Genomic DNA, 16,113 nt, shown 5'->3' with positions numbered 1-16,113 from the left:
AAAGCAGGTGAATTGTTTGAAATCAGTTGTCGGTATTTTTTCCTTTATCCTAATCGGGCTTTTAACGGCTTTGTTCATTGGTTTTCGTACAGAATTAATTCCTGGAATAAAACCTCTTGACGAGGAACAAAGCGGACTAAAGCATCGAGTTATCATAAAATTTAGTCATGTAGTAGCAGAAAATACTCCGAAGGGCTTAGCCGCTGAGAAATTTGCTCAATTAGTCAAAGAGAAAACAAACGATCAGGTTGAGGTCCAAGTATTCCCAAATGGTATTCTCTACTCAGACAAGGATGAATTTGAAGCTTTAGCCAAGGGTGACATTCAGATGATCGCCCCGGCTTTTTCTAATCTGTCTAATGTGATACCGCAGTGGCTTGCACTAGATTTGCCGTTTGCTTATCCCGATCAGGATTCCATTCATCAAGTCTTTGATGGTGAGATTGGTCGTCTCCTGTTTCAAACACTAGAGCAAAAAAACATGCATGGCTTGGCCTTTTGGAGTAATGGCTTTAAACAGGTAAGCAGCAATCAGCATCCCTTGCTTCGCCCTGCTGATTTTACTGGACATACCTTTCGCATTTTACCCAGTAAAGTCCTTGAAAGCCAATTTAAGCTGTTAGGGGCTAATACCGTAGTCATGCCCTTCACAGAGGTCTATCGTAATATTGAATCGGGTTACGTCAATGGACAAGAAAATACGATTTCGAACATTTTCACGAAGCATCTGGACCAAGTACAGCCTTATATCACTATCAGTAACCATGGATATTTGGGTTATGCAGTCATTGTAAATAAAGACTTTTGGGAAGAGCTTGAACCACAAACCCGAGATGTGTTAACAGAAGCTTTAGCAGAAACAACTGCGTGGAACAGGCAGCGAGCAATTGAAATGAACAGACAGCAATTAGCTTTATTACGCCGAAAAAAGGATGTTTATATTCAAACGCTGACACCTGCACAAAAAGAAGCTTGGATTGCTACACTCCAGCCCATATACAAGCAATTTGAACCATTCATCGGTAAGGAACTCATGCAAAAGATAGTTGACTTGAAGGCAAAAAAATAAGAGCTTATTACTTATAGCCGCAAGGGAGAAAATACGCCATATTATCTGTGATAGGCCCGCCTAACCGATAGCCAAAGGCAGAGGCCTGACCATTGATAAGAAAGCTTCCAACCATGAGGTGTCCCTTGACGATTTTTTCAACGGTCTGGACATAAGTAGTTGGAAGCGGTACATATTTCTGATAAACAGATAAAAAGTCGGCATATGATTTGTTACTATCTTCATGGAGAATGGCATCATCCTTCATAATCTGCACGGTATCCCCCTCTCTTCCAAAGGCAGGCTTTTGTACATAAGCTACTCCTTGTTCTCGGAAAAGATCAGGCTCTAAATAAGTGGGTAAAAAGTGTTCGGCAATCCATGCGTGTTCCTCAGTTGAATAAAAAGGATGCTGCTCCTCATGCAGGCCCCAAATAACAGCCTGGATCGCTTTGCTTTGCAACAAAAATGCTGAGATTGGGTTAAGTATAGCCAGCTTACGAAGAGCTACTAATTCAAGGAGCATCTCACCCACGGCTTCTTTGGTAATCGGATCATAATCAGCTAGCATTTGCTCAATGGGGTATGTTTGACGGTATAAAAGATCAATGCGTTGGCCGTCAGCATCATATAACCCCTTTCCCTCGACGATTTGTAGTTCATGAAGAGGTATATAGCGGCTAGGTAACGGTGTCATTTCACGTAAATACTCTGCTGTATATCGATCTTCCGGGTTATCAGCATGCGAGGTAAATGCGATATGCGGCGTCTCTACATGGCTTGGCACCATGTCCTCAAGGCTCATAAAAATCGCAGCTTGAACAGCCTCCTTGAGCCTTTTTTCCTCCCCTTCATTCGGGTTTTTATAACCAAATTCCTTACAAATCCGCTCATTTACAAAGAATAATTCCTTCAAAAATGTGGGCGTGTCACTATTGATTTCGAGGACTACATATCGTTTATCGACCTGCACGAGGTCTAACCTTGCAATAACACTCTCTACATTGATGTGGTGAATACGCAAAAAACGCAAGGAACTAGCAGGAAAGCCTAACGAAAGCAGTAGATCATCATCTAGCTGACGCATTAACTCTGCTGTTTTAAAGAATAAATGCCCTACCCGATTAGTCGTTTTTCGAATGGTAGAGGCTTCTTGCTCTGTCACCAGATGCATGTCGTATAAGCTATACTCCTGACCATATAAATCTGCCCAATATTGTGGGATCTGCTGATAAAATTGCTTTCTTTTCTCTTTATGATTCATGAAGGAGAGTCGCATCCTTTTCTATCGTAAGAGCGTATGTCATAATCAATCTATCAGATGAAAGGGTGATTTATATCCATACGTGTACGTGTTATATCAAACAAAAGGAAGATGAATTCACGGCCTTTGCCGAATACCATTCTACAGAAATCGGAGAGGATGGTATTTTAGCTCGTCACTTATGCCATTATCTCGTTAAAGATGGAAAGCAATATCAGCTTCTTTCAAATGAGATGGAGGAAAATAGAGAAATCCTCATTTATGAATACCAAGGAAGTGCAGAATACTTTCACGACGAGCTATTTAACAAGAATAAAGGGGTTCTCATTGAGTTTCGGAGACTGCTAGCCGCTGGCGATACAGAGCTTCTAAGCCACATAACCGTCCGTCATCATATGGATGTGGTCCGTTATTTGTTGAAGGATTATATCCATATCCCAGAGCTAGGACATTTCGAGGTGGATTCTACCGAACTTGATGAAGATCGCGGTGTCTACGTCATTTATGTGGTGTAGCATTTCGAGCATTTTACGCTTTCCCGTATGAATTTTTTATTCTGGGAAATTCATCACCCGGGAAAGCGCAAAAGCTGATTCGCTTCGACAACTTTTTTCGTATCAGCCTAATAGGTCAAGCATTGCCCTACTATCCAGCCAATTGATAACGATAGCATCATTAAAAGGATTCCGACAGCCGTATTATTCTTTTCTATTGCTTCCCGAATGCTAAATCGAATCGTAATGAGTTCAGCTAGATAAGAGAAAATGATTTGAGCTACGATTCCAACTCCGCTCCAAATCACCATATCCACCAAGGAGACGGAATTGGCCACAGCGGAACCGAGTACATACGCAAGACCAAGCATTTTTCCACCTAGGGTCAATGCCGCTGCCTGATTATTATTTGCAATTAATTGAAACTCTTTTACTCTTGTAGTACTGACAACAAATAAAATGAATCCAATTAGCATCATGGCAAAAGCTGTGCCAGCATAGCTTAAAAAATTTATGACTAAAGACATGAATGCATCACTCCTGTATGTTATATCCTTATTGCTTGCTCTAAGGAACACTCTTTTGGACTAGCTTCAGCCACCCGAAGAATGAGACCCGCTACCAAATCCGCTTCGAGATGAGCTTTTAAAGCTGGAGCTATTCCTGTAGCTTTTATATGAGCTGCTCTCATAGAGCTGGTTTTTATTACTGTAATAGGAGCCTGCATGATAGTAGCTACCATGATAAGACGAACTCCTATCTGAACACTTGTATACATCGTCATCCCCGTCATAATCCCACGAGCCACAATTACGATCCTCTGGTAACGATGGCCCAGACTCTGAGGAGGAACATCCTGCTATGCCCATCGACACGAGCGCGATGGCTGCTACCTTAGAAACCACTTTTTTTGTTTGATTCATGGTGATCCTCCTAATCCTTCCTTTTCCAGCTTTATTGGTGTCCTATCTATCGCCCTTTTCGATAAAAACTTCCTCCAAACCTCTTTTGGTACTACTAGCTGAGCTTTTGTTTCCAAATCCGTTACTTTCTGCGAAGGAAGAAGAATGGTTCGACAGCTCGAACCTTTTCTATACATATGATCATTTGATGGTTACATGCTGCCACTTTTTGCTTACCTGAACATCGCCTCTATACAACAGTTGATTATAATGGGAGGAGTTGCTGTCTGTACAGCCATAAACTTCCATATTATATATAAATTTATAATGTTTAAAATCTAACTCTCCTGAATAACACATTTCCCCTTCCATTGGCTCTGTGCCGATTGTTCCTTTTAAAGCGGCTCGTGTTACAGTAACAGCAGCATTTTCTAAAAGAATCACTTTTTGGTCTAACATTTTAATATCGGTAAAATTCAATAATCCAGAGCGATGAGCCTCGAGGTCAGCTTACTAACCCATTATGGTTTACTTATCGTCGAAACAACTTGATTTGTTCATGACCAAAAAAACCAAAAAGAACAATAAGACCATATTCTTTTATAACTTCCCAAAAGCTTTTACAATAAATTCAGATAAATAAAAGCGCTTACAAACAAAGGAAGTGAACTATCCATGAAAATATTGAAAAATTTAACGTTCCAGGTTATTACGGGTGTAATTTTAGGTATTATAGTTGGTTTTATCTTCCCCGAATTTGGAGCGAAACTAAAAGTCCTAGCAGACGTCTTTATTAAAATGATCAAGATGGTTATTCCACCCATTGTATTTTTCACAATCGTTCATGGTATTGCTGGTATGGGAGACATGAAAAAGGTAGGCAGAATAGGCGGAAAGGCCTTGCTCTACTTTGAAATTGTAACAACACTAGCACTTACGATCGGAATTTTTGTCGTTAACATCATAAAGCCAGGCGTGGGCATTGATACATCAAAAGCTGCTAGCACAGATATTTCAAAATACACCTCATCTGCAACGGAAAGTGGTAGCTTTTTAGACTTCCTTATTAATATTGTTCCAGACAATGTAGTAGGTGCTATGGCAAAAGGCGAATTACTTCCTATTTTATTCTTTGCGGTTCTGTTCGGCATTTCATTAACGGCAATGGGGTCGCAGGCGAAGCCCGTTCTACAGTTATTCGAGAAGCTGGCACAAGGATTCTTCGGCGTTGTTAACATGATCATGCGCCTCTCTCCAATCGCAGCATTTGGAGCAATGGCCTACACAATCGGTAATTTTGGTATCAAATCTTTGATTAACCTAGGCCTTCTGATGAGCTCTGTTTACCTAACTATGTGCTGTTTTATCATCGTAGTATTAGGTCTTATCGCAAAAGCCTACAAATTTAATATCTTCTCCTTTATCCGTTATATTAAGGAAGAAATTTTATTGGTTGTTGGTACCTCTTCTTCAGAATCTGCCCTACCCGGCATGATGCGCAAGCTTGAAGCGTATGGTTGCTCCAAATCCGTAGTAGGTCTAGTGGTCCCAACCGGGTATTCCTTTAACCTTGACGGAACCTCCATATACCTGTCAATGGGAGCCATCTTCATTGCGCAAGCTTATGGTATCGACCTTACAATCTGGCAGGAAATTACTCTATTGGCTGTGCTGATGCTCACTTCAAAAGGTGCTGCCGGTGTTACAGGCTCTGGTTTAATTACACTTGCTGCCACTCTAGCTGCTTTTCCTATGATTCCAGTTGAAGGAATCGCATTATTAATAGGTGTAGACCGGTTCATGTCTGAAGCGCGGGCTGTCACTAATTTAATTGGTAACGGTGTTGCTACTGTAGTGGTTTCCAAATCGGAGAAAGAATTCCATCCTACGATGGCTTCTCATTCAGATTCTACTATCGCCTCGTAATTCAATTGTTAAAAGCCCAAGAGTCAACCTATCTCTTCTATCGAAAAAGCGTTCTCTCCTCCTCTACAGGATCACGAACGCTTTTTTCGATGGATAACTATTATACTCCAAACAGCCGTGACAAGTAGGGATTTAGAAATAATCCATTCGGGTCCAGCTCTTTGCGAATTGCGATAAACTGACTCCACATGGGTAATCTCTCTTGTAAATCAGTAGCTGTTAATTCATGCAACTTCCCCCAATGCGGCCTCCCATCATATTTGAGAAAAATACGCTCCATTTCCTGAAAATACGCCTTATAGGGCATTCCTTTATACATATGCACCGCAATATACGCAGAATCTCGCTTGTAAGCCGGGCTAAGCCAGATTTCATCTCCTTTCACATACCTACATTCAATCGGAAAGTGGACAGCAAAACGATGCTTTTGTATGCATTCTCTGATCTCTTGAACTACCTCTTGCATTTTATCAGCAGGCACACTATACTCCATCTCACTAAATCGAACCCAGCGTGGAGTAGCAAACAATTTATGACTAGCCCCCACCTCCTCCATATCAGGAACAGCTCTTGCGGAAAGTTTACTTACGGGTGCACACAACTGAGGAAATAAACGACATCCCTCTGATAAAAGCCAGAATAGACCATTTTCTATACCTATTTTTTTAAACTGATTCCAAGCACTATTTCTAGTAGCCGGCTCTTGAGTAATTTGCATGAATTTTGCTTGTACCATATCTGTATACACAAACCAGTAAAATTCGAAATGACGATGACGATCAGTAAAGCTGGTCAAATTTTTTAAACAGTCGTTTAAATTCATCCGTCTGCTCTTATAATAAATGTTGTACGTAGGAAGCACACGTATCTTCACTTTGACAATGATCCCGAGTGCGCCAAGAGAGATTTGCAATGCACGAAAAAGTTCAGGATGAGAGCTTTCGGAGCATTCCAACAAATCACCCTGAGCGGTTACTACAGTTAAACCAACTACTTGTGTGGAAACACTTCCGAACCGAATCCCCGTACCATGTGTTCCTGTACTAATCGCTCCGCCAATGGACTGGGCATTAATATCTCCTAAATTCTCTTGCGAATAGCCTCGCTCGTATAGCATTTCTCCCAAAAGCCTGAGCTTTGTCCCTGCCCACACAGTTGCTGTTTGTTCCTTTTCATCAATTGATAGTACACCTTGTAAATCATCTAATGATAGAAGAATTTGATCTGTTTCTACAAGCGCAGGAAAGGAATGCCCTGAGCCGACTACACGAATCGTTTTTCCCTGTTGACTAGCTTTTTTTACAACTTCTACCACTTCCTCCAAGCAGGATGGATAAATCGCTTGCTGTGGTGTGCTAGTAGCTAATCCTGCCCAATTCTTCCATGGTTGCATTGCTACTGTTCTCATAGAAAACACCTGCCCTCTCCCCGATACGTTATGGCCTCCCCTATCCTTTTCCCTTTCCGTAGCAAGTGTAGTGTTGGAAAGCGTTCACATAATTCTCCTGCCTTACTATGCCGAAAAAAGATGGGATCTCCAATTGCAAGCTTTTGATCGCCTTCATAACGTACAGGCGTTTGGACCTCTCCTGCTCCTTCCAAGCGCAATAACGCAGCCTGTGGTGGCAAATATGGGAGGGGCAGTTTTTCTTTCCCTATCGCTCCAGAGGCCACATACCCGCCCCCCATACAAGTATAGATATTGAATCTAGGCTGTCGCACTATCTCAACAGCAAACCCCGCGGCTGGCTGGAAATGAAATTCTTTGTAGTAATCAAATAAGGCAGGAGCGTAAAAACCAGAGCCTACCGTTACTTCTGTCACTGCATTCTCGTAGCAAGTAGAGCTCATACTTCCGGTACCGCCACCATTAAAAAAGCGGAGCGAAATATGCTGTCGTTGTAATTCGTCATCTACACGTTTCCGCTTTTCCCTCACTACGCGTATAGAACGTTTTTTTAGATAAGAGATAACCCCATTTTTGAAACCGTGCCCTGGCATATTATCACCAACACCAGCAATTTGCGCCTCATAGCTCATGATTCCATCCAACACAAGCCAAGGACTCGATCCAATTCTTTCAACCATCTGCATCACTTGCTCGAATGTACGTAAGGATGAGCGGTATACACCAATATGCAAGCCCAAAAATGAGTCAGAGGCATCCATCTCCACACAAAGCAACAAGGGCGTACTTACTTGTTTGGCCACCTCCTCCGCCAAGTTAATATGCTCCAATGAATCGACCATTAATGTAATTTGTGCGCCCTGCTGTACAGCTCGTGCTATCGTAAGTAGCGAAGATCTGTCCACCACAGGGTAACCAAGTAGCAGATTATGAAATCCGTTCTCCCACAAAAACAATGCTTCTGATGCTGTAAAACACATGATGCCCTGGATCAAAGGATCATAATCTAAAATATATCGGAGCATAGGAATAGAACGAATTGACTTACTGGCAATTCGTATACGTTTACCATTGCTCCTAGCTACAATTTCAGCCATATTCTGATCCAACAAATCAAGGTCAATATAGGCAAACGGCATAGATAGGTTCGCCAAAGCTTCTCTGTAATAGCGATATCTGCTCGTCGTCTCGTACAGAAATCTCACCTTCTTTACTGTTTCATAGATTGGAATGTATTTCTCTTCAGTATATTCAGTCACGCAAGCGTCTAAAACTAGTAAAAAAAGAAAAATGCTTGCTCCATCTAGCAACAGTGACTAGCCGTTCCATATCCATTCTGCATTCCTTCATTCATACTTTTCATGCCCGTATGCAAAAAAGCAGCCATCCTCTCAAAAGAGAAAATGGCTGCCTTTTACCTTAATGAAGCTGCAATGCTAGCAACACAAAATATAGGAAAAACATAAACGAAATGATTAAAAGCGGCAAGGGAATTTCTTTTCGTCTGCCCATCGCCAGTTTAACAATTGGATACGCCATAAATCCGAAAGCAATTCCATCTGCAATACTCGCTGTAAAGGGAATCAGCACAATGATCAAGAACGCTGGCAAGCCTTCTGACATGTCGGAGAACTTAATCTGATTGACACTTTGCATCATTAGGCTACCAACTAGAATTAAGATAGGAGCAATCGCTGTATCCGGCACGTAACGAATGACAGGAATGCAAAAGATTGAGATCAAGAACAGAATTCCTACCGTAATTGCTGTAATCCCTGTTTTCCCGCCAGCGGCAATTCCTGCAGAACTTTCCGCTGAAGACACAGTTGGACTCGTACCAAACAATCCAGAAAGCATAGCTGAAATGGAGTTTGCTTGAAAAGTACGAGCAAATTTACTTTCTGGAACCATGCTGTGCAAAAGCCCCATATTTTCAAAAACAATCACCATGGTTAGCGGAAACACAGCCAGCCAAAATCCAGTAGTAACTATGCCGTCAAACGAAAATGCTCCAAAGACAGTGAGGTATGTCGAGAACGAGAAATCACTTGCCTGACTTGTACCACCTACCGTACCAAGGGCAATAGCAATCAGCGTATTTACAATAATACTGATTAAAAAGCTACCTTTTACATTGCGTAAAAATAGCACAACGGCAATTACCAAGCTGACCAATCCCAATACTACCTTCGTATCGCCCAGATCGCCTAAAGCAATAAATGTAGATGGATTAGGTACGATTAAGCCGCCTTTTTGCAAACCAATAAAGGTAAGAAACAACCCAATTCCAACCGTCATTCCTTCTTTTAGAGACAGTGGAATGCTTTTCGCTAAGATTTTGGCAACCGGTGTAAAAGCAATCACGATAAATAAAACACCTGACATGAATACAACTGCCAAAGCGCTCTCCCATGATAATCCCATAGATTTAACAATCGTATAGGAGAAAAACGCATTAATGCCCATACCAGGAACAAGTGCTACAGGAGCATTCGCCCAAAAACCCATGATCAAGCATCCTATGAAGGAGATAACGATCGTGGCAACAATACCTGCTTCCAATGGTATACCTGCATCCGATAAGATCATTGAATTCACGGCAATGATGTAGACAGCGGTGAAAAACGTGGTTAAACCAGCCAAAATTTCGTTGCGAACCGTTGTTTGATGACCTTTTACATCAAATCTTTTACGAAAAAATGAGTACAATATCGGTTCCCTTCTTTAAGCAAAACAACCCCTCGGCCCACCCGTGCCAATTCACCCCAAAAATTGGGGCAAGACACCTTTCCCTATAGTAGCAAAAAGAACGAAAAAGAGTAAATAGGAAAATGTAAAAATGTGCACATAAAAAAGGCAGTTATGCTTGTATGTAGGTTTTCATGTTTCCAGCTACTTCTATTTTACCCTCCAAAAAGCAAGCTGCTATACAAGTTATGCATCTTATTATGTATAATTATACTTATTTGTATTTTTATTCATGATTATTCACTTCATGTATCCTGTAAATAAATCTGTTTTGCTGTCGATATGTAGCTAAATTTTTAGAAGTTTAATCAAGTTAAAACAAGATGATTTCAATAGTTATCATAAACGGAAACTGAATTTGATTCCGCTATTTTTTCAGAATGCACAAAATATTATTGACTTATCATTCCAAGCTCCTTACAATAAAACAAACTTTTATTTTCATCAAGAGTGGTGGAGGGACTGGCCCGACGAAGCCCGGCAACCGGAACATAGTGTTCATGGTGCTAAATCCTGCAGAATCTGCAAGGTTCTGAGAGATGAATGTATGCGAAATTAGTAACGCAGCCTTCCTCTACTCAGAGGAGGGCTTTTTGCTATGAGAAGCCTGTCTTCCCTCTCTACTGCGCCACCATTGAAACCAAGAGAATCACCTTACTTTACATGGAAAAGGAGTGGTTTTTTTATGTCAAACCTCAATTGGAAAAGAGAAACACTAGCTCTTCACGGAGGTCAGGAGGCAGACCCAACTACCGGCGCTCTTGCCGTCCCCATCTATCAAACATCCTCCTATGAGTTTCGTGACACCAGCCATGCAGCCAATCTATTCGCGTTACAGGAGCCTGGGAACATTTATACCCGCATCATGAATCCAACCCAGGATGTATTTGAGAAACGTGTCGCCCTATTAGAAGGCGGTATTGGGGCACTTGCAACTGCATCTGGTCAAGCCGCCATTACATTTGCCTTATTAAATATTGCACAAGCCGGTGATGAAATCATCTCCTCTAGCAGTTTATATGGGGGAACCTACAATTTATTTGCCCATACCTTTGCAAAGCTTGGAATTACCGTTCATTTTGTTGACCAATCCAACCCAGACAATTTCCGTTCAAAGATTACGGACAAAACCAAGGCGATTTTCTGCGAAACGATCGGAAATCCTCAAATGCAGGTTGCCGATCTAAACGCTATTGCTACCATAGCTCATGAATATGGATTACCGCTCCTTGTGGATAATACCTTTGCCTCCCCTATTTTGTGCCGACCGATTGAACATGGGGCAGATATCGTTATCCATTCTGCTACTAAATTTATTGGCGGTCACGGCACATCTATCGGGGGAATTATCGTAGACTCCGGTCATTTCGATTGGAGTAACGGCAAGTTCCCTGGGCTCTCCACTCCAGACCCTACCTACAATGGAATTGTATATACAGAGGCGGTTGGCGATGCTGCTTATATCGTAAAAGCTCGTGTGCAGCTACAGCGAGATGTAGGAGCTACCTTATCTCCTTTTAACTCCTTTTTATTCTTACAAGGTCTAGAGACTCTCCACCTGCGGATGGAACGGCATAGTCAAAATGCACTTGCTGTTGCTCAATATTTAGAACAACACAACGATGTAGAGTGGGTGAGCTACCCAGGGCTTGCTAGCTCACCTACCTACGAACTTAGTCAACGCTATTTACCAGATGGTCAGGGGGCTTTGTTGACTTTTGGAATCAAAGGTGGAGTAGAAGCTGGCAAAAAAGTAATTGAATCTGTTCAATTGTTCTCGCATTTGGCTAATGTAGGAGACTCCAAATCATTGATCATTCATCCAGCTAGTACTACTCATCTCCAACTTACCCCAGGAGAACAAGCTAAGGCCGGGGTGACCCCTGGGATGATTCGTCTTTCCGTAGGTACAGAGGCAATTGAAGATATTTTGCAGGATGTAGAGCAGGCTATTCAAAAAGCTGTGGAAGCTGTACAAGTGTAAGCTGAGAATCGTGTAGGATGTAAAAAGGCGTGCTTCACTGTTGCCAGTCGCACGCCTTTTTCTATATGTAAGATGTAAATTTGGCTTTTGGCTCATCGCTTACTTTTTCGATACCTGAACATATGCGGTCTGCTTCACCGTGTACGTATCTGCGAGTGTTTCTTCTTTTATGACACCTAGCTTAAGTAGGCTGTTTATTTTTGCCACATCCACCTTGGACATCAGCCTCCATATTTGTGGATCTTCTACGGCTTTAAGCAGGTGTTCCTCATTAAACTCTTTCTTCTCTTGTTGACTAATTTTCAGACGGTAGTCTCCTATCTCAATCTCACACGGTTTTGGATAAACAGCCAACAGAATTCGTCGTAGCTCTGCCAGCTCCTCTTCTAACTCTTTTTGCTGTTGTTTGATCGCAAAATACCGAGCAATTGTAGCTTCCATGTGCCCCTCTCCTTTCGTTCTGACAACAATGTATGTAGAAAGGTCACACATAAGAACCGAGAAAGAAGGGGTTTATCACATCTTTTCCGTTATTCTGAATTCTTCTTTTGATATCTTCTTCCACAAATAACGACAAGCAACACTAGTAGGAAACTAACGACACTAATGATATTTTTTGCAGTGCCTTCCTTAATAAATAGATTCAGGAAAAATGTAGGCCCGACAATCAGCAGCAATAGATTTAGCGAGTGTTTTCCAATAAAGTTCAATCACTCTCTCCCCCCATGTTTTTATGATCAATAAAAGTTACATTCCTCCCATTGTATCATATTTATCAGCCTACTTCCCGATTAATACAAATACATTGCCATCCGGCGCCTCCATAATAGCTACATGACCACCTAATGAATTGGAAAATGGCGGACGAATCCACTGAATGGAAGGATCGTCTTTCCACTCTTCATAGAATGCAGTGACATCTTCTACAAAAATCTCTGGCTCTATGAAATGTAATTCAGGGTTATTTTTCAAAACTAACTCTGCATGGCCTTCTCCAAACCCCATACCTACTAGTTTCCATGGTTTACCCGGAATTTGTTCAGCCTCCCACTTTTTTACTAACCCCATTTTCTCATAGAAAAGAATAGCTGATTCCAAGTCTTTCGTATAAATGGCAAGGCAATGTAATTGCTTAAACATAATTCTCCCCCTTTTCTCCCTCCATTCTAGCCTCTAATAGTGACATTTCCTGACACTGTTTAAAAAACAATTGAGTTGATAACAGAGCCACTACCAAAATAGTTTACTAGTTCAAAAATGCCAAAAGGCCAGCTCATAGGAAGCTGGCCTTTTGGCAATAATGTTAAAAATAAGGACATTAAAACAATTTGAAAATGATTAGCCCTAAGCGATCGCCTTTAGAAGATCAATTACTAAAGGGATTACTGCGCCAAGGAATTGTAATACAGCGATTGCGATGCTCATAATATCTCCCCCTTGGGTAAAAATAGAAAGTCACTTTCTATTAAGATCATAACCCATATTTTGAAAAAAATCTAGCAAAATTTGCCTATATGGAAAAAATGTGTACACAAATTGAACAGTTTGCAAAATTTTATATATATGATCATAATATGAATAAAATAAAATGGTAAGAAAATCACCCTCCTGTTACTATTAAAATCGGGATCTACAGCATAGATGATTAGAATGAATCAAAAAATATTACTAGTAGCAATGTACTCTTTTACAACTTCCTGACTATCTGTGTTATCTTATTCTTATATTCCTATCATTAAAATTGTTTGTAAGGAGTTTAGATATATGAACCGAGAAATTCAACAATTTAAAGCAGAATTTTTTAAAGCCCTGGCCCATCCCTTGCGTATTCGAATCCTTGAGGTTTTATGTGAAGGTGATAAAAACGTTAATGAACTACAGGCTATTTTAGGAACGGAAGGTTCTGCTGTGTCCCAACAATTAGCTGTCCTTAGAAATAAAAATGTGGTAAGTGGAACAAAAGAAGGCACCTCTGTGATCTACTCACTGAGAGATCCCCTTATTAAAGATTTACTTAAGGTTTCCAAGCAGATTTTTGACAATCATTTAGTAGATGCCATTTCTTTACTTCAAAACATGCGGGATGAATAAACATAAAAAAAGCAAGAGAATCCCACTGAAACAGGATTTTCTTGTTTTTTTGTTTGTAACCCAAATTTTTACCATATGTATCAGCTCTTTTCCTACATTGACAAAAACGGATCAACGGGTGTATATTCCCCTTATATTCAAATAATCAAATATATAAAAAAAGAAGGGTTAAAAATGAAATTGTCGGGAAGATTCGAGCACTACAACAGTACTTATTTTCGACATGATCTCATATCAGGGTTAATTGTAGGTGTCATTGCCATTCCTTTAGGAATGGCTTTTGCTATTGCTGCTGGCGTTAGCCCTCAATATGGAATTTACACAACGATTATTGCTGGTTTTCTTATTTCTTTCTTTGGTGGGTCCAAATTTCAAATTGGGGGACCTACTGGGGCCTTTATCCCCATCTTATTTGCGATTGTCATGCAGTACGGGTATGAGAATCTACTAATTGCAGGCTTATTAGCTGGAGTAATGCTCGTTCTGATGGGAATCTTGAGGCTAGGTGCACTTATTGCATTCATTCCGCGTCCAGTTACCATTGGATTTACGTCTGGCATAGCTGTCATTATTTTTACTGGTCAAATTGCAAACTTTTTGGGGTTAACAGGAGTCCAAAGGCATCAAGACTTTCTTTCGAATATGCGGGAGCTTGGAATCCATCTGTCCACGATCAATCCATACAGCATTGTAACCGCACTTATTTGTTTCGCTATTCTTTTGATTACACCCAAGCTGTTTCCCAAAATACCTGGGTCTCTCATCGGACTTATCTTGTCCAGTTTGCTGGCAGCATGGTTTTTTGAAGGAAAAGTAGCAACCATAGGTTCGACATATGGGGAAATTCCCAGCACTCTTCCCCACTTTCATATACCTGATATCACCTTGGATCGAATTGTTCAGTTGCTTAAGCCTGCCTTTGTGATTGCCTTACTCGGAGGAATTGAATCTCTGTTATCTGCGGTAGTAGCTGATGGTATGACTGGAACCCGTCATAAAAGCAATCGTGAGCTAATTGGGCAAGGAATTGCAAATATGATTACCCCCTTGTTTGGTGGAATCCCTGCGACTGGAGCCATTGCTCGTACAGCTACCAACATAAAAAGTGGTGCCAAGAGTCCGATTTCAGGAATGATTCATAGTCTGGTTGTGTTAATCGTATTAATGCTGTTTGCTCCGTGGGCCTCTTCCATTCCTTTAGCCAGTATGGCCCCTATCTTAATGGTTGTGGCCTGGAATATGAGTGAACGCAAGGCATTTGTTCATATCGTAAAAACCAAAACAAGTGATTCGCTTGTCTTAGTAATCACTTTCTTCCTAACTGTATTAACCGATTTAGTAACCGCGGTCGAAGCAGGTTTAATCTTGGCAATTATCCTGTTTGTGAAGCGAATGAGGGACATTTTAACCGTTGCAAAGGTACTGCCTGATCCGACAGTAAAACACGAAAAAATGTCTCCTCATATGGTAAAGGAAGGACACGATTGTCCCCAAATAGCTATTTTTACCATTGAAGGAGCGCTATTCTTTGGTGCGGCTGCTATGTTTGAATCATCAATTATGCAAACCATTCATTATCGCCCTAAAATACTACTCCTGAAGATGGCGAAGGTTCCTTTTATGGACACCACTGGTGAGTCTAACCTTGCAAATGTAGTGAACGATTTTACAAGAAACGGTGGAAAAGTTCTCATATCAGGCATTCAGACTCAGCCTAAAGAAGTGATAACAAAAACAGGTCTGGCAGATAAAATTGGGGAGGAGCACTTTTTTGCACATACAGGTGAAGCTATTGAGTACGCTTTAACTCAATTAGATTATCAAAAATGCTTAGGATGTAAGCATTTTAGCTTCCGTGAATGTACGGTCTTATCCGATCCGAATGCAGCGAAACAGCAATCCGTTCTGCCCATCAAACAATTATCAGAACAATAAATAGGAATGTAACGAACGGACAGTTTTGGATTACGAAACTGTCCGTTTCCATTTTTTACATAAACGGCTAAATCCAGCTTTAGTACTGCAAGCAAGTAGTCTACCCTTGCTATACAGGTCGAAAAACAGAGAAATTCCATGGATTTAGCAGATAACTGCTGAAAATAAGCTCTTTTCTTCGTTCTTCCATTTTGTTGGTAAAATACACGTAATTCATTCCATGCTATAATAGAGTGTCGTGTAAAAAATGTCGTACTAACGCTACATTACACGAATGGTGTCTTGTTTGATGCCTTTGTTTGGACAAGCTTTT

At 40.9% G+C, this 16,113-nt stretch carries 15 protein-coding genes and 1 riboswitch; of the genes, 6 read left to right on the top strand and 9 right to left on the bottom strand.

From position 1 onward, the window contains the following. The first annotated feature begins 16 nt into the window (after positions 1-16). On the top strand, positions 17-1,069 hold the full coding sequence (locus tag GOP56_RS03015; RefSeq protein ID WP_003344895.1) for a DctP family TRAP transporter solute-binding subunit: 1,053 nt from the start codon (positions 17-19) through the stop codon (positions 1,067-1,069). Positions 1,070-1,076: 7 nt separating this feature from the next. On the opposite strand, the gene GOP56_RS03010 is transcribed toward GOP56_RS03015, so the two are convergent. After that, the gene (locus GOP56_RS03010; RefSeq protein WP_163244454.1) at positions 1,077-2,312 is read right to left on the bottom strand and encodes a glutathionylspermidine synthase family protein; all 1,236 of its coding nucleotides are present in this window, start codon (positions 2,310-2,312) and stop codon (positions 1,077-1,079) included. Positions 2,313-2,377: 65 nt separating this feature from the next. On the opposite strand from GOP56_RS03010, the gene GOP56_RS03005 reads away from it, so the two are divergent. Next, positions 2,378-2,827: a hypothetical protein gene (locus tag GOP56_RS03005; RefSeq protein ID WP_022584886.1), complete on the top strand. Its 450-nt coding sequence runs from the start codon at positions 2,378-2,380 to the stop codon at positions 2,825-2,827. Between the two features lie 107 nt (positions 2,828-2,934). On the opposite strand, the gene GOP56_RS03000 is transcribed toward GOP56_RS03005, so the two are convergent. The 3 genes from GOP56_RS03000 to GOP56_RS02990 all read right to left on the bottom strand — a co-directional run bounded on the left by GOP56_RS03000 (position 2,935) and on the right by GOP56_RS02990 (position 4,188). After that, complete coding sequence (locus GOP56_RS03000) at positions 2,935-3,333, bottom strand: DUF350 domain-containing protein (protein ID WP_096887537.1); 399 nt, start codon at positions 3,331-3,333, stop codon at positions 2,935-2,937. A 20-nt stretch (positions 3,334-3,353) separates the two neighbouring features. After that, on the bottom strand, positions 3,354-3,614 hold the full coding sequence (locus GOP56_RS02995) for a hypothetical protein (protein ID WP_174250650.1): 261 nt from the start codon (positions 3,612-3,614) through the stop codon (positions 3,354-3,356). Positions 3,615-3,909: 295 nt separating this feature from the next. Beyond that, positions 3,910-4,188, bottom strand: coding sequence for a hypothetical protein (locus GOP56_RS02990; RefSeq protein WP_254068575.1), 279 nt, complete (start codon positions 4,186-4,188; stop codon positions 3,910-3,912). A 195-nt stretch (positions 4,189-4,383) separates the two neighbouring features. Between GOP56_RS02990 and GOP56_RS02985 the strand changes: the two genes are divergently transcribed. Next, on the top strand, positions 4,384-5,634 hold the full coding sequence (locus GOP56_RS02985; protein ID WP_003337191.1) for a dicarboxylate/amino acid:cation symporter: 1,251 nt from the start codon (positions 4,384-4,386) through the stop codon (positions 5,632-5,634). A 100-nt stretch (positions 5,635-5,734) separates the two neighbouring features. Here the strand turns inward: GOP56_RS02985 and GOP56_RS02980 are convergent, their stop codons facing one another. From GOP56_RS02980 to GOP56_RS02970, 3 genes are all read right to left on the bottom strand, one after another. Beyond that, positions 5,735-7,042 (bottom strand): D-arabinono-1,4-lactone oxidase, encoded by a 1,308-nt coding sequence (locus tag GOP56_RS02980; protein WP_163244453.1) that lies wholly within the window; start codon positions 7,040-7,042, stop codon positions 5,735-5,737. Beyond that, a complete protein-coding gene (locus GOP56_RS02975) occupies positions 7,039-8,352 on the bottom strand; it encodes an amino acid deaminase/aldolase (protein ID WP_163244452.1) in 1,314 nt (437 codons plus the stop codon). Before GOP56_RS02975 ends, GOP56_RS02980 begins: the two co-directional genes overlap by 4 nt. A gap of 109 nt (positions 8,353-8,461) precedes the next feature. After that, a complete protein-coding gene (locus GOP56_RS02970) occupies positions 8,462-9,751 on the bottom strand; it encodes an NCS2 family permease (protein WP_163244451.1) in 1,290 nt (429 codons plus the stop codon). 477 nt (positions 9,752-10,228) lie between these two features. Further along, a riboswitch (SAM riboswitch) is annotated at positions 10,229-10,336 on the top strand. Positions 10,337-10,475: 139 nt separating this feature from the next. Between GOP56_RS02970 and GOP56_RS02965 the strand changes: the two genes are divergently transcribed. Then, positions 10,476-11,774, top strand: a complete 1,299-nt coding sequence (locus GOP56_RS02965; RefSeq protein ID WP_163244450.1) for a homocysteine synthase — start codon at positions 10,476-10,478, stop codon at positions 11,772-11,774. 99 nt (positions 11,775-11,873) lie between these two features. Here the strand turns inward: GOP56_RS02965 and GOP56_RS02960 are convergent, their stop codons facing one another. Beyond that, positions 11,874-12,215: a hypothetical protein gene (locus tag GOP56_RS02960; RefSeq protein WP_163244449.1), complete on the bottom strand. Its 342-nt coding sequence runs from the start codon at positions 12,213-12,215 to the stop codon at positions 11,874-11,876. Between the two features lie 339 nt (positions 12,216-12,554). Further along, complete coding sequence (locus GOP56_RS02955; RefSeq protein ID WP_163244448.1) at positions 12,555-12,914, bottom strand: VOC family protein; 360 nt, start codon at positions 12,912-12,914, stop codon at positions 12,555-12,557. Positions 12,915-13,538: 624 nt separating this feature from the next. Here GOP56_RS02955 and GOP56_RS02950 point away from each other — a divergent pair. Both GOP56_RS02950 and GOP56_RS02945 read left to right on the top strand, forming a co-directional pair. Then, positions 13,539-13,865 (top strand): ArsR/SmtB family transcription factor, encoded by a 327-nt coding sequence (locus GOP56_RS02950; RefSeq protein WP_003346086.1) that lies wholly within the window; start codon positions 13,539-13,541, stop codon positions 13,863-13,865. 174 nt (positions 13,866-14,039) lie between these two features. After that, positions 14,040-15,800: a SulP family inorganic anion transporter gene (locus GOP56_RS02945; protein ID WP_022584897.1), complete on the top strand. Its 1,761-nt coding sequence runs from the start codon at positions 14,040-14,042 to the stop codon at positions 15,798-15,800. Positions 15,801-16,113: the final 313 nt, after the last annotated feature.

The organism is Brevibacillus sp. 7WMA2 (assembly GCF_010748895.1).
Lineage (GTDB): Bacteria > Bacillota > Bacilli > Brevibacillales > Brevibacillaceae > Brevibacillus_B > Brevibacillus_B halotolerans.
The sequence above is the reverse complement of the archived record's forward strand: the minus strand, read 5'-3'. Positions and strand labels throughout refer to the sequence as shown.

Bases quoted from the DNA above. Each gene is read 5' to 3' on its own strand.
- GOP56_RS03000 (WP_096887537.1), bottom strand. From the start codon at position 3,333: ATGTCTTTAGTCATAAATTTTTTAAGCTATGCTGGCACAGCTTTTGCC.
- GOP56_RS02950 (WP_003346086.1), top strand. From the start codon at position 13,539: ATGAACCGAGAAATTCAACAATTTAAAGCAGAATTTTTTAAAGCCCTG.
- GOP56_RS03010 (WP_163244454.1), bottom strand. From the start codon at position 2,312: ATGAATCATAAAGAGAAAAGAAAGCAATTTTATCAGCAGATCCCACAA.
- GOP56_RS02985 (WP_003337191.1), top strand. From the start codon at position 4,384: ATGAAAATATTGAAAAATTTAACGTTCCAGGTTATTACGGGTGTAATT.
- GOP56_RS02960 (WP_163244449.1), bottom strand. From the start codon at position 12,215: ATGGAAGCTACAATTGCTCGGTATTTTGCGATCAAACAACAGCAAAAA.
- GOP56_RS02955 (WP_163244448.1), bottom strand. From the start codon at position 12,914: ATGTTTAAGCAATTACATTGCCTTGCCATTTATACGAAAGACTTGGAA.
- GOP56_RS02980 (WP_163244453.1), bottom strand. From the start codon at position 7,042: ATGAGAACAGTAGCAATGCAACCATGGAAGAATTGGGCAGGATTAGCT.
- GOP56_RS02945 (WP_022584897.1), top strand. From the start codon at position 14,040: ATGAAATTGTCGGGAAGATTCGAGCACTACAACAGTACTTATTTTCGA.
- GOP56_RS02965 (WP_163244450.1), top strand. From the start codon at position 10,476: ATGTCAAACCTCAATTGGAAAAGAGAAACACTAGCTCTTCACGGAGGT.